The organism is Streptomyces sp. NPDC005866 (assembly GCF_040629895.1).
Lineage (GTDB): Bacteria > Actinomycetota > Actinomycetes > Streptomycetales > Streptomycetaceae > Streptomyces.
Genome location: NZ_JBEXWP010000009.1, coordinates 266680 through 279538 on the forward strand (window position 1 = coordinate 266680; position 12859 = coordinate 279538).

A 12859-nucleotide genomic window follows, 5' to 3' on the forward strand; every position below is an offset into this window, starting at 1 on the left:
AAGGCCGGGCACACCCGCGAAACTCGTGCATGTGTTCCTGACGATCTCCACGAGCGGCACCGCCGCCACCCCGGCCACCGACCTCGGGTTCCTGCTGCACAAGCACCCCGACAACGCGCAGACGTTCTCGACCTCCTACGGCATCGCGCACGTCTTCTACCCCGAGGCGGATGCCGAGCGCTGCACGGCGGCGCTGCTCCTGGAGGTCGACGCGGTGGCGCTGGTCCGGCGCGGCAAGGGCAAAGGACGCGGCGGGGCACCCGACGCGGCGCTCGCGCAGTACGTCAACGACCGCCCGTATGCGGCTTCCTCACTGCTCGCCGTGGCGATCGGCAACGTCTTCTCCAGCGCGATGCGCGGTGTGTGCAGGGCCCGCCCCGAGCGCGCCGCCACCGCGCTCCCGTTGCGCATCGAGGTCCCGGCGCTGCCCGCACAGGGCGGCCCCGACCTCGTACGACGCCTCTTCGAGCCGCTCGGCTGGACGGTGGCCGCCGAACCGGTCGCCCTGGACACCGCGTTCCCGGAGTGGGGCGACTCACGGTACGTAGGTCTCGTCCTGGAGTCCGAGGCGCTGACCCTCGCCGAGGCGCTGCGCCACCTTTACGTCATGCTCCCCGTCCTGGACGGCGCCAAGCACTACTGGGTGTCCGCCGAGGAGGTCGACAAGCTGCTGCGTGCGGGCGAGGGCTGGCTGCCCGGCCACCCCGAGCAGAAGCTCATCACCAGCCGCTATCTCTCCCGCCGCTGGTCGCTGACCCGGCAGGCGATGGAGCGGCTGGAGCTGGTGCGGCTCGCCGAGGCCGATGACAGCGAGGTCGAGGAGATCGACAACGCGGTCGAGGAGGAGACGGAGGCCGAGGAGAAACCGGCCCCGCTCGGGGTGCAGCGCCGGGAGGCGATCATCGAGGCGCTGCGCCGGTCCGGTGCCGCCCGCGTCCTCGATCTCGGCTGCGGACAGGGCCAGTTGGTGCAGGCACTGCTGAAGGACCCGGTCTTCACCGAGATCGTCGGCGTCGATGTGTCGGTGCGGGCGCTCACCGTCGCCTCACGCCGGCTCAGGCTGGACAGCATGGGCGAACGGCAGGCGTCCCGGGTCAAGCTCTTCCAGGGCTCGCTGGCCTACACCGACCAGCGGCTCAAGGGGTACGACGCGGCCGTGCTCAGCGAGGTGATCGAGCATGTCGACCTGCCCCGGCTGCCCGCGCTGGAGTACGCCGTGTTCGGTGCCGCCCGTCCCCGCACGGTCCTGGTGACCACGCCGAACGTCGAGTACAACGTCCGCTGGGAGACTCTCCCGGCCGGACACACCCGGCACGGCGACCACCGCTTCGAGTGGACCCGCGAGGAGTTCCGCGCCTGGGCCGCCCGGGTCGCCGGACTCCATGGCTACGACGTCGAGTTCACCCCCGTGGGCCCGGACGACCCCGAGGTCGGCCCGCCCACCCAGATGGCCGTTTTTGAGATCAGCACCACTCCCGCCGTGAAGGAGGCGAAGGCAGCATGACCGAGCGGACACCCGGACGGGTCCTTCCCGTCACCGACCTCTCCCTGGTCGTCCTCGTCGGCGCCTCCGGCTCCGGCAAGTCCACCTTCGCGCGCCGCCACTTCAAGCCGACCGAGGTGATCTCCTCCGACTTCTGCCGGGGCCTGGTCTCCGACGACGAGAACGACCAGGGCGCGACCAGGGACGCCTTCGACGTGCTGCACTACATCGCGGGCAAGCGGCTGGCCGCCGGCCGCCGCACGGTCGTCGACGCGACCAGCGTGCAGCAGGAGTCCCGGCGCCAGCTCGTCGACCTGGCCAGGCAGTACGACGTGCTGCCCATCGCCATCGTCCTGGACGTGCCCGAGGAGGTGTGCGCCGAGCGCAACGCGGCCCGCGCCGACCGGGCCGACATGCCCCGCCGGGTCATCCAGCGCCATATCCGCGAACTCCGGCGCTCCGTCAGGCACCTGGAGCGCGAGGGCTTCCGCAAGGTGCACATCCTGCGCGGCGTGGAGGAGGCCGAGTCGGCGACCGTCGTCACCGAGAAGCGCTTCAACGACCTGACCCACCTCACCGGCCCCTTCGACATCGTCGGCGACATCCACGGCTGCGCCTCCGAACTGGATTCCCTCCTCACCAAGTTGGGCTACGCCGACGGCGTGCACCCCGACGGCCGTACCGCCGTGTTCGTCGGCGACCTCGTCGACCGCGGCCCGGACAGTCCGGGCGTGCTGCGCCGGGTGATGTCGATGGTGAAGTCGGGCAACGCCCTGTGCGTGCCAGGCAACCACGAGAACAAGTACGGGCGATATCTCAAGGGCCGCAAGGTCCAGCACACCCACGGACTCGCCGAGACCATCGAGCAGATGGACGGCGAGAGCGAGGAGTTCAAGGAGCAGGTACGGGAGTTCATCGACGGGCTTGTCAGCCACTACGTTCTCGACGGCGGGCGTCTCGTCGTCTGCCACGCCGGGCTGCCCGAGAAGTACCACGGCCGTACCTCCGGCCGGGTCCGCTCGCACGCGCTGTACGGCGACACCACCGGCGAGACCGACGAGTTCGGCCTGCCGGTGCGCTACCCGTGGGCCGAGGACTACCGGGGCCGGGCGGCCGTCGTCTACGGCCACACTCCCGTCCCGGAGGCGACCTGGCTGAACAACACCATCTGCCTGGACACCGGCGCCGTCTTCGGCGGCAGGCTGACCGCGCTGCGCTGGCCGGAGCGGGAGCTGGCCGACGTACCGGCGGAGCGGGTCTGGTACGAGCCGGCCAGGCCGCTGCGCTCCGAGGCGCCCGGCGGCCAGGACGGACGCCCGCTCGACCTGGCGGACGTCCAGGGCCGGCGGGCGGTGGAGACCCGGCACCAGGGCCGGATCGCGGTCCGCGAGGAGAACGCGGCGGCCGCCCTGGAGGTGATGAGCCGCTTCGCGATCGACCCGCGCCTGCTGCCGTACCTGCCGCCGACCATGGCCCCTACGGCGACTTCGCACATCGATGGCTGTCTGGAGCACCCGGCGGAGGCCTTCGCGCAGTTCGCGGCGGACGGGGTCGCCAGGGTCGTGTGCGAGGAGAAGCACATGGGCTCGCGGGCGGTGGCGCTGGTGTGCCGGGACGCGGAGGTGGCGCACAAGCGCTTCGGCGTCGCGCCCGGCCCCACCGGCTCCCTCTACACCCGCACCGGACGCCCGTTCTTCGACGACGAGTCGGTGACGGAGGCGATCCTCGGCCGGATCCGCGCGGCGGTCGACACGGCCGGCCTCTGGGACGAACTCGCCACCGACTGGCTGCTGCTGGACGCCGAGCTGATGCCCTGGTCGCTCAAGGCCGCCGGCCTGCTGCGGACCCAGTACGCGGCCGTGGGCGCCGCCTCCGGCGCGGTGTTCCCGGGTGCGCTGGCCGCCCTGGAGGGCGCGGCGGCGCGCGGCGTGGACGTGAGCGGGCTGCTGACCCGGCAGCGTGCACGCGCCTCCGACGCGGCCGCGTTCACCGACGCCTACCGCCGTTACTGCTGGACCACCGAGGGCCTGGACGGGGTGCGCCTCGCCCCCTTCCAGCTCCTCGCGGTCCAGGGCCGCAGCCTCGCCACGCTCCCGCACGACGAGCAGCTCGCCCTCCTGGACCGGCTGGTGGAGCACGACCCGTCCGGGCTCCTCCAGACCACCCGGCGCCTGTACGTCGACACCGGGGACCCGGAGTCGGTGCGGGCCGGTGTCGACTGGTGGCTGGAGATGACCGGCCGGGGCGGCGAGGGCATGGTCGTCAAGCCGCTCGGCGCGGTGGTGCGCGACCCGAAGGGCCGGCTGGTCCAGCCCGGCATCAAGTGCCGGGGCCGTGAGTACCTGCGGATCATCTACGGCCCGGAGTACACCCGCCCCGACCACCTGGCCCGGCTGCGCAACCGGTTCCTCAACCACAAGCGGTCCCTGGCGATCCGCGAGTACGCCCTGGGGCTGGAGGCCCTGGACCGCCTCGCGGACGGCGAGCCGCTGTGGCGGGTCCACGAGGCGGTGTTCGGGGTGCTGGCCCTGGAGTCGGAGCCGGTCGACCCCCGGCTGTGAGGTCGGCCGACCGGCTGTGAGGTCGGCCGACCAGCCGGAGGCGGCGGGCGCAGGCTCCCACCCGGACCGTCTGTCCCCAGGTGAGCTCCAGGGCGTCGGTCTCGATGCCGTCGCCGAAGGCGATCAGGCGGTCCGACTCGACCGTGAGGGTCAGGCCCGCGGAGGCTGTCAGCTCGCCGGCGACCAGGCGGGTCCCGGTCGCCGGCGAGGGCCAGGCCTCCCGGACGAACCACAGGAGGCGGTCCTCGGTGGGGGACGGCAGCGTGAGCCGGGCGCCGCGTTCCTGCCACAGGGAGCGCAGCCAGCCGGTGGCGCCGGTGCCGGTGCCCACCAGCACCCCGGACGAGGCCTGGGCCTCGACGACACCCCCGTCGCCCTCGAGGCCCAGGCGGTAGCGGGCGGTCTGATGACCGGCGGTGCCCAGGTAGATCTCGTTGAGCGCCACGAGCCGTTGTGTGTCGTCGGCCACCGCCTCGACCATCGTCAGCTCCTCGGCGCCCGTGCCCTCGAACGAGGCCAGCAGGACGGCCGCGTGCTCCGGCCGGTGGCGTACCAGCACACCGGGGTTGCGGCCTGGATCGGTGTCGATCCCGATCACCGGCTGGCCGTCCAGGTACTTGGCCACGTTCGCCACCAGCCCGTCCTGGCCGACCACCACGACCACGTCCTCGGGCGCGAACAGGAAACGGTCCAGATCGGCCCGTTCGACCCGCGCCTGACGCCAGGTCAGTGGGACCGCCGAGGTCACCTCGGCGAGCGCTCGCCGGGTACGCCGGTGGCGTTCGGCGACCTCGGCCAGGTCCCGGCCCCGGGAGGTGAGGAAGAAGCCGGCCTGGCCGTGCGTGCCGTGCCGGGCCACCAACTCCTCGTACTCCGTGGTCCGGTGGACCAGTACGGCACGCGGCGCGAGGCTCACTCCCGCTCCCCGTTGCCCAGCCTGGCGAGCAGCCCGGTCAGCACGTCAGGCGACACGGTCACGCTGTCGATGCGCGGCAGGTTCTCGGCGAGCCGTGCGCCCGTGAGTGCGTGCAGCGTGGCCACGTCCACCTCGCCGTGCACCCGCAGCCAGGCCGCCTGTGCCGCGGCCCGGGCCTCGCCGACCTCCCGTGCCCCCTCCGCTTCGGCCCGCGCGAGCGTGACCGCCCGGGCCGCCTCGGCCTCGCCCAGCTTCACGGACCGTACGGCCTCCGCCTCCGTGAGCCGTACCGTGCGAGCCGCTTCCGCCTCCGCCAGCTTCACGGACCTCGCGGCCTCCGCCGCCGCGCGCACCGCGTCCGCCGCCGCGTGCTCCTCCGCCTCGCGCCGTGCGTTGGTGCCCCGCTGCTCCACCAACTGCTCCTCTCGGCGGGCCAGTTCGATCTGGCTGGCGAGCTCGTTCTCGGCGATCGCCCGCTCCCGCTCCACGGCCACCGCCCGCCGCTCGTAGGTCGCCCGGTCGGCCTCCTGCTGGATCTGCTCGCGGGCCGGGGTGCGCAGCGCCCGCTCCACCTCCGGCTCCGGCCGCAGCGCCATCACCCGGACGGCCACCACCTCGATCCCGGTCGCCGGCAGCCGGGGCTCCGCGCCCAGCCCCTCGGCGATCCGCTCCCGGACCGCCGCCACCCCGTCGACCAGCGCCTCCGCCAGCGGCGTGCGGGCCAGCACGGCCAGTGTGTGCTGCTGGGCCGTCTCCGTGAGCAGGGTGCCCAGCTGTTCCAGCGGGGTGCCACGCCAGACACCGGTGTCGGGGTCGATCGAGAAGTCGAGGCGGGCAGCCGCAAGCGCCGGGTCGCCGATGCGGTAGGTGACCGTCGCCTGCACTGCCACGTCCTGGAAGTCGGCCGTACGGGCATGGAAGGTCATCGCCAGCTCGCGGTCGTCGACCGGTATCTCGGAGATCGCGGCGGTCAGCGCGCGGAACCAGAAGCTGATCCCCGGCCCGTCGTGCAGCAGCTTTCCGCCCCGGTGATGTCTGATGTGCGCTGTCGGGGCTCCGCGCAGATGGCGCCGGCCCAGCCGCCGGGTGATGTCGGCCATGAAATCCCCCTCCTGATTTAGAGTCAACATGACAATAATCGCGTCGGCCCTGCTTCTCGTCAAGAGGACGAGAACAAGAAACGGCCGACCTGGGGGTGAATCCGGTCCGCGATGGTCAGGATGGAGGCATGGGATTCCATGTCGACTCCGAAGCCGGGCGGCTGCGCCGCGTCATCCTGCACCGGCCGGATCTGGAGCTCAAAAGGCTCACCCCGAGCAACAAGGACGCCCTTCTCTTCGACGACGTCCTCTGGGTGCGCCGGGCGCGCGCCGAGCACGACGGGTTCGCCGACGTGCTGCGCGACCGCGGGGTCACCGTCCATCTCTTCGGCAGCCTGCTCACCGAGACGCTGGAGATCCCGGCCGCCCGCACCCTCGTCCTGGACCGGGTCTTCGACGAGAAGGAGTACGGCCCCCTCGCCACCGATCATCTGCGGGCCGCCTTCGAGCGGCTGCCCGCGCGCGAGCTGGCCGAGGCGCTGGTCGGCGGCATGACCAAACGGGAGTTCCTGGAGGGGCACGAGGAGCCCACCTCGGTCCGCTTCCACGTCATGGACCTCGACGACTTCCTCCTCGAACCGCTCCCCAACCATCTCTTCACCCGCGACACCTCCGCCTGGGTCTACGACGGCGTCTCCATCAACGCCATGCGCTGGCCCGCCCGTCAGCGCGAGACCGTGCACTTCGAGGCGATCTACCGGCACCACCCCCTCTTCCGTGGCGAAACGTTCCATGTCTGGTCGGAGGGGCAGGCCGCCTACCCCTCCACCATCGAGGGCGGCGACGTCCTGGTGATCGGCAACGGCGCGGTCCTCATCGGCATGAGTGAGCGCACCACCCCGCAGGCCGTGGAGATGCTCGCGCACAAGCTGTTCGCGGCGGGCTCCGCGCAGACGATCGTGGCCCTGGACATGCCGAAGCGGCGCGCCTTCATGCACCTCGACACCGTGATGACGATGGTCGACGGCGACACCTTCACCCAGTACGCCGGGCTCGGCATGCTCCGCTCGTACACCATCGAACCGGGTGTCGGCGAGAAGGAGCTGAAGGTCACCGACCATCCGCCGGAGCACATGCACCGCGCGATCGCCGCCGCCCTCGGCCTCAGTGAGATCCGGGTCCTCACCGCCACCCAGGACGTGCACGCGGCCGAGCGCGAGCAGTGGGACGACGGCTGCAACGTCCTCGCCGTCGAACCCGGTGTCGTCGTCGCCTACGAGCGCAACTCCACCACCAACACCCATCTGCGCAAGCAGGGCATCGAGGTGATCGAGATCCCGGGCAGCGAGCTGGGCCGGGGGCGGGGCGGGCCGCGCTGCATGAGCTGCCCGGTGGAGCGAGACGCCGTCTAGGACCGACGCCGTAAGAAGCTGACTGTATAGAAATGTGGAACATCGTATAGAGTTCCAGAAGTCCCCGCGTCGACCTACTGCTGGAGCGCCCCCATGGCGACAGTCCCGACCGCCCTCGCCGGCCGCCACTTCCTCAAGGAGCCGGACTTCACCCAGGAGGAGTTCCGCGGTCTGGTCGAGCTGGCCGCCGAGCTGAAGGCGGCCAAGAAGGCCGGGGCCGAGACGCGGTACCTGAGCGGCAAGAACATCGCGCTGGTCTTCGAGAAGACCTCCACCCGCACCCGCTGCGCCTTCGAGGTCGCCGCCGCCGACCAGGGCGCGGTCACGACCTACCTCGACCCGGCCGGCTCGCAGATCGGGCACAAGGAGTCGGTGAAGGACACCGCCCGCGTCCTCGGCCGGATGTTCGACGCGATCGAGTACCGCGGGCACGGACAGGGCGTCGTGGAGGAGTTGGCCGCGTACGCCGGGGTGCCCGTCTACAACGGGCTCACCGACGAATGGCACCCCACCCAGATGCTCGCCGACGTGCTCACCATGACCGAGCACAGCGACAAGCCGCTCACCGGCATGGCCTTCGCCTACCTCGGCGACGCCCGCTACAACATGGGCAACTCCTACCTCGTCACCGGCGCCCTGCTCGGCATGGACGTGCGGATCGTCGCGCCCCGGCCGCTGTGGCCGGACGACACGGTCGTCGAGCTGGCCCAGGGCCTCGCCGCCGCGTCCGGCGCCCGGATCACGCTCACCGAGGACGTGAAGGAGGGCGTGCGGGGCGCCGACTTCATCGCCACCGACGTCTGGGTGTCGATGGGCGAGCCCAAGGAGGTCTGGGACGAGCGCATCGCGCTGCTCGGCCCCTACGCCGTCACCATGGACGTGCTGCGCGCCAGCGGCAACCCCGACGTCAAGTTCCTGCACTGTCTGCCGGCCCTCCACGACCTGGGCACCGACGTCGGCCGTGAGATCTTCGAGCGCCATGGACTGACCGAGCTGGAGGTCACCGACGAGGTGTTCGAGTCCGAGCACTCGGTCGTCTTCGACGAGGCCGAGAACCGGATGCACACCATCAAGGCGGTGCTGGTGGCCACACTCGCCTGACCGCCGTATCGCGAAGTCCTCACCAGGCCCTGTTCTTTCCGGCGGCCCGGCGCCACCCCTGCCGCGACCGCCCCGGCGACCGACCCGGATCGCCCCCGTACCACCAGAAACGAGCACCACCCGCATGCCCCGCATCAAGTCCCCGCACCTGCTGGTCGCCGAATCCGGCGCCGACCGCGCTGGCCACGGCCTCCGGCGCACCATGGGCCTCTTCCAGCTGATCTGCTTCGGCATCGGCGCGATCGTCGGCACCGGCATCTTCGTCGGCCTCTCCGACTCGGTCGCGCAGGCCGGCCCGGCCGTCGTCGTCTCCTTCGTCCTCGCGGCGGTCACCTGCGTCTTCACCGCCCTCGCCTTCGCCGAGCTGGGCGGGGCGATCCCGGTCTCCGGATCGTCGTACTCCTTCGCCTATGCCGGTCTGGGCGAGTCCACCGCGTTCCTGGTGGGCTGGTGCCTGCTCCTGGAGTACGGCGTCTCGATCTCGGCGGTCGCGGTCGGCTGGAGCCAGTACGTCGACGAACTGCTGCACAGCCTCACCGGCCTCCAGCTCCCGCACGCGCTGTCCGCGGGCCCCGGCGACGGCGGAATCGTGAACCTTCCCGCCGTGATCGTCATCGCGATGGCCGCCGTACTGCTGGTGCGCGGCGCGCGGGAGAGCGCCCGGGCCACCGCGGTGATGGCGGCCGTGAAGCTCACCATCCTGCTCGCCTTCTGCGTGGTCGGCTTCAGCGCCTTCAAGGACGGCAACCTCGTGCCGTTCTCCCCGGCCGGGCTCGGCGGCATCGGCGCGGGCACCACCGCCGCCTTCTTCTCGTACATCGGCTTCGACGCGATCACCACGGCCGGTGAGGAGGCCAAGAACCCGCGCCGGGACATCCCGGTCGCGATCCTCGTCTGCATGGGCGTGGTCACGCTGCTGTACTGCGCGGTCGCGCTGGCCGCGATCGGCGCCATCGGCGGCCACCAGGTCGCAGGGCGGCCCGCCGCCCTGTCCTACGTGGTCAACCAGGTCACCGGGTCCGCGGTCGGCGGCGGTGTGATCGCCTTCGGCGCGGTCGTCGCCATCGCCTCCGTCGTCCTGGCGGTGATGTACGGCCAGACCCGCATCCTCATGTCGATGTCCCGGGACGGGCTGATCCCGCGGGTCTTCGAGAAGGTCTCTCCGAAGACCGCCACACCGGTCGCGGGCACCCTGATCGTCGCGGTCGTCTTCGCGCTGCCGGCGGCCTTCGCCTCGCTGGACGCGGTGATGAACCTGTGCACCATCGGCACCCTCGCGATCATGGCCGTGGTGAACATCGCGGTGATCGCCCTGCGCCGCCGCGAACCGGCCCTCGCCCGCACCTTCCGGGTGCCGCTCTACCCGCTCGTGCCGCTGCTGGGCGTCGGCTTCTGCCTGTACCTGATGTACGAGACCGGGTGGGCGACCTGGATCCAGTTCGCCGTCTTCCTGGCGGTGGGCACGCTGGTCTACGTCGGCTACGGGCGCCGGAACTCCACGCTGGCCCTTTCGAAGAGCGACGCGATCACGCCGGACGCCACTGACGCGGTACTGCAAGAAGCCTGAACCACACCGCCTTGCCGGACTCGGTGGGGCGGTGCCCGCAGGAGGCGCTGAGGGCGCGGATCAGCAGCAGACCGCGCCCGCCCTCCTGCATGAGGTCGGGCTCCTCGATCACCGGACGGGTGAGGTGGCCGGGCGGCGCCGGGTCCGGGTCGTGCACCTCGACCTTGCAGCCGCCCGGCATCAGCTCGACGACCAGCTCTATCGGCCCCTTGCCGGCGGTGTGCTCGACGGCGTTGGCGACCAGTTCCGCCGTGAGCAGCTCGGCGGTGTCGGTGTCCGCCGCATGGCCCGACTCCTCCATCGCCGAACGCACCAGGGCACGGGCGACCGGCACGGCCGCGACGGTGTGCGGCAGCGCGATGCGCCAGGAGGCGGCGGCGGAAGGTGGTTCGTACACGGCGATTCCGTTCATGGAGCAGGCGATCACTGCTTGTCCTGCTTTCAACTGTAGGAATGGTACGGGTCCCCTCCCAGAGGCTGTCGGCGCCCCCCGGACGGGACCTTCGGCCCGGTAACGGGCTGCTTACCCCGCCCGGTGGGCCGTCTTGCACGACCGGCCCGGCTGTTACCGCGTTATTGACGCGCCGTGACCTTGTGACCGCCCCGCACGCGAAGGAGCCCCCGGCGGCCGCCGGGGGCTCCTTCGCGGAATGAGGGTGATCAGGCGAACTCGACCATGCCCGCGGTCAGCGTCGCGCCGTCCGCCGGACCGATCAGGATGAACGCGCCGGTACGCCGGGAGATCGCGTAGGCGTCCAGCGGCAGCGGCTCGGCGCTGCGCAGGCTGATCCGGCCCAGGTCGTTGGCGGTGAGCTCGGCGGCGCCCGCCAGGTCCCGGACGATCGCCTTGACGGTCCGGGTGGTGTGCTTCAGCAGCACCCGGTCGCCGACCCTGAGCGGCCGGTCGGCCAGATGGCACACGGCCGCCGTGACGTCCTGGGTGAGCACGGGCACCTCCGGCGCGGCGGTGATCATGTCCCCGCGCGAGACATCCCGCTGGTCGGCCAGGCGCACCCCGATGGACCGCGGTGTGTGCGCGGCCTCGACCGCGGTGCCGAGCACGTCGATCGCGGTGATCTCGGAGGTCTCCCCGACTCAAACTCGCGTAAGACCCGTCGAAGAGTAGGTAAGAAGTCTGAGAGGAGCGGTTGAGGACCCTGGGGTTTAGCTGAGTGACTCGTGGTACGCAAGAGGTCACGGGGCTGTGCAATGAACATTTCACCACCGGCGATCCGTTCACAGGCCGGCGAAGACACCGCCCGCGTCCCGCAGCCGCTCGTGCAGCGCCCGGAAGACGGCGGCCGAACGGGTGCCCGGCCAGTCGGCCGGCAGCAGGCTCGTCGGCAGCCCGGGGTCGGTGTACGGCAGATGGCGCCAGGAGTCGAGGGCGAGGAGATAGTCGCGGTAGGCGTCCTCGGGCGGGGAGTCCGTCCGGTGCTCCCAGCCGCGCAGTACCGGCTCATGGGCGTCGAGGAACTGCTCGTGAGCCTTGGCGATCCCCGTCAGGTCCCACCAACGGGCGACCGCCTCGGTGGTGGGCGCGAACCCGAGATGCTCACCGCGGAAGAAGTCCACGTACGGATCGAGGCCGAGCCGGCGCAGGGTGTGCCGGGTCTCCCCGAACAGCCGGGCCGGGGCGATCCACACCCCGGGGGCGGCCGTGCCGAAGCCGAGTCCGGCGAGCCGGGAGCGCAGCACGTGCCGCTTCTGCCGTTCCGACTCGGGCACCGAGAACACCGCGAGCACCCAGCCCGCGTCCTCCGGCGGCGCCGCCGCGTACACCCGGCGGTCGCCGTCGTCGAGCAGTTGCCGTGCCTCGGCGGAGAGTTCGTATCCGGCGGCGCCCTGTGCGGTGCGGGCCGGCGCCAGCAGCCCGTTTCAGCCGGGACACGGACGACCGTACGGACGGGGCGTCCACGCCGACGGCGGCCAGCAGCCGGATCAGCTCGGCGACAGGCACCGGGCCGGGCAGGAAGCGGCCGTACGCGCCGTAGAGCGTGACGATGAGGGACCTCGGGGCGTGTTGCTCGGGCACGTTGATCATTTTAGGTCCCCGGCATCGCTGCTGGTCACTTCCGGTACGCGCCTGAACGTGAGTCAGGACTCCGGGGGCCGCTCGCGGGCGGCGGTCAGGACGCGTCGAAGGAGCCGCGGGAAGGGGAGGCCGGGGCGTGTTCGCCGAGCCGCCGGAGGCCGAGCCGGGCCTCGCCCGCGCCGGTCAGGCGGCGGTGGCGAGTCGGCCTGCCGGGCCGCGGCGCGGCTCGATCACGCTGCCGTCGGCGTGCAGCTCGCCCGTGTCGTCGAAGACGATCGCCCCGTCGCTCAGCAGGGTCCAGCCCTGCTCGGGGTGGGCGGCGACGATGTGCGGGAGGCCGCGGCCGGCCGTCGCGCTCGGGAACTGGTGGGAACACATGGCGCACCTCCACGGGGCTGCCTCCGGCACGGTCGCCGACCGGCATGACCAGACCATGCTCCTGTCGTGAACGCCACGGAACCTCCGGTCGCGACCTGTGACAACACGGGGACAACTCCCGGACGCCCCCATGACGGCCGCCGCGCGTCCGGGACGCGGCCCGCGTGTCCGGCGCGGTGGGACGCGCCACCGAAGGAGTGACGATCACGCTTCCCGGCCCGGCCGCCCGGTATCCAGGGCTAGGGCCTGTTGCGAAAGTCCCGTCGTCCGTCCGGAGGGCGGGCCCCGCGGCGTCCGGTGCGTGCTCTCGGGGTGCCGGGTGCAAGCCCTCGTACTGGACGTACTTGGGTTTGTGCCCGGTGCGGC

The 12859-nt window shown here is 71.8% G+C and carries 8 protein-coding genes and 3 pseudogenes; 5 read left to right on the plus strand and 6 right to left on the minus strand.

Translation table 11 applies throughout. The features are described 5' to 3' along the window. The first annotated feature begins 31 nt into the window (after positions 1-31). Together ABZ396_RS16445 and ABZ396_RS16450 are read left to right on the plus strand one after the other, a co-directional pair. Positions 32-1504, plus strand: coding sequence for a 3' terminal RNA ribose 2'-O-methyltransferase Hen1 (locus tag ABZ396_RS16445; protein WP_358926262.1), 1473 nt, complete (start codon positions 32-34; stop codon positions 1502-1504). Next, the gene (locus tag ABZ396_RS16450; protein ID WP_358926264.1) at positions 1501-4044 is read left to right on the plus strand and encodes a polynucleotide kinase-phosphatase; all 2544 of its coding nucleotides are present in this window, start codon (positions 1501-1503) and stop codon (positions 4042-4044) included. The genes ABZ396_RS16445 and ABZ396_RS16450 overlap by 4 nt, the downstream gene beginning before the upstream one ends. 25 nt (positions 4045-4069) lie before the next feature. Here the strand turns inward: ABZ396_RS16450 and ABZ396_RS16455 are convergent. Both ABZ396_RS16455 and ABZ396_RS16460 read right to left on the minus strand, forming a co-directional pair. Then, positions 4070-4960, minus strand: a pseudogene (locus ABZ396_RS16455) (hypothetical protein); the annotation flags it as partial. Further along, positions 4957-6060, minus strand: coding sequence for an SPFH domain-containing protein (locus ABZ396_RS16460; RefSeq protein WP_358926266.1), 1104 nt, complete (start codon positions 6058-6060; stop codon positions 4957-4959). The pseudogene ABZ396_RS16455 and the gene ABZ396_RS16460, both read right to left, overlap by 4 nt. Before the next feature lie 128 nt (positions 6061-6188). Here ABZ396_RS16460 and ABZ396_RS16465 point away from each other — a divergent pair, with 128 nt between their 5' ends. From ABZ396_RS16465 to ABZ396_RS16475, 3 genes are all read left to right on the plus strand, one after another. After that, positions 6189-7412, plus strand: coding sequence for an arginine deiminase (locus tag ABZ396_RS16465; RefSeq protein ID WP_358926268.1), 1224 nt, complete (start codon positions 6189-6191; stop codon positions 7410-7412). 93 nt (positions 7413-7505) lie between these two features. Further along, positions 7506-8513 carry an ornithine carbamoyltransferase gene (gene argF / locus ABZ396_RS16470; protein WP_358926270.1) on the plus strand — a complete coding sequence of 336 codons (1008 nt, stop codon included), beginning with the start codon at positions 7506-7508 and terminating at the stop codon, positions 8511-8513. 124 nt (positions 8514-8637) lie between these two features. Beyond that, entirely contained in the window at positions 8638-10080 is a 1443-nt protein-coding gene (locus ABZ396_RS16475) for an amino acid permease (protein ID WP_358926272.1), read from the plus strand. Here ABZ396_RS16475 and ABZ396_RS16480 read toward each other — a convergent pair. The 4 genes and pseudogenes from ABZ396_RS16480 to ABZ396_RS16495 all read right to left on the minus strand — a co-directional run bounded on the left by ABZ396_RS16480 (position 10040) and on the right by ABZ396_RS16495 (position 12493). After that, complete coding sequence (locus ABZ396_RS16480; protein ID WP_358926274.1) at positions 10040-10492, minus strand: ATP-binding protein; 453 nt, start codon at positions 10490-10492, stop codon at positions 10040-10042. The two genes, ABZ396_RS16475 and ABZ396_RS16480, sit on opposite strands and share 41 nt — an antisense overlap. Before the next feature lie 248 nt (positions 10493-10740). Then, positions 10741-11172 (minus strand): annotated as a pseudogene (locus ABZ396_RS16485) (hypothetical protein); the annotation flags it as partial. Between the two features lie 144 nt (positions 11173-11316). Continuing rightward, positions 11317-12124: pseudogene (locus ABZ396_RS16490) on the minus strand (PaaX family transcriptional regulator C-terminal domain-containing protein). 174 nt (positions 12125-12298) lie between these two features. Next, positions 12299-12493, minus strand: coding sequence for a DUF5999 family protein (locus tag ABZ396_RS16495; protein ID WP_358926276.1), 195 nt, complete (start codon positions 12491-12493; stop codon positions 12299-12301). Positions 12494-12859: the final 366 nt, after the last annotated feature.

Excerpts from the sequence above, each read along its gene's own strand:
- ABZ396_RS16450 (WP_358926264.1), top strand. The coding sequence starts at position 1,501 with ATGACCGAGCGGACACCCGGACGGGTCCTTCCCGTCACCGACCTCTCC.
- ABZ396_RS16460 (WP_358926266.1), bottom strand. The coding sequence starts at position 6,060 with ATGGCCGACATCACCCGGCGGCTGGGCCGGCGCCATCTGCGCGGAGCC.
- ABZ396_RS16465 (WP_358926268.1), top strand. The coding sequence starts at position 6,189 with ATGGGATTCCATGTCGACTCCGAAGCCGGGCGGCTGCGCCGCGTCATC.
- argF (WP_358926270.1), top strand. The coding sequence starts at position 7,506 with ATGGCGACAGTCCCGACCGCCCTCGCCGGCCGCCACTTCCTCAAGGAG.
- ABZ396_RS16475 (WP_358926272.1), top strand. The coding sequence starts at position 8,638 with ATGCCCCGCATCAAGTCCCCGCACCTGCTGGTCGCCGAATCCGGCGCC.
- ABZ396_RS16480 (WP_358926274.1), bottom strand. The coding sequence starts at position 10,492 with ATGAACGGAATCGCCGTGTACGAACCACCTTCCGCCGCCGCCTCCTGG.
- ABZ396_RS16495 (WP_358926276.1), bottom strand. The coding sequence starts at position 12,493 with ATGTGTTCCCACCAGTTCCCGAGCGCGACGGCCGGCCGCGGCCTCCCG.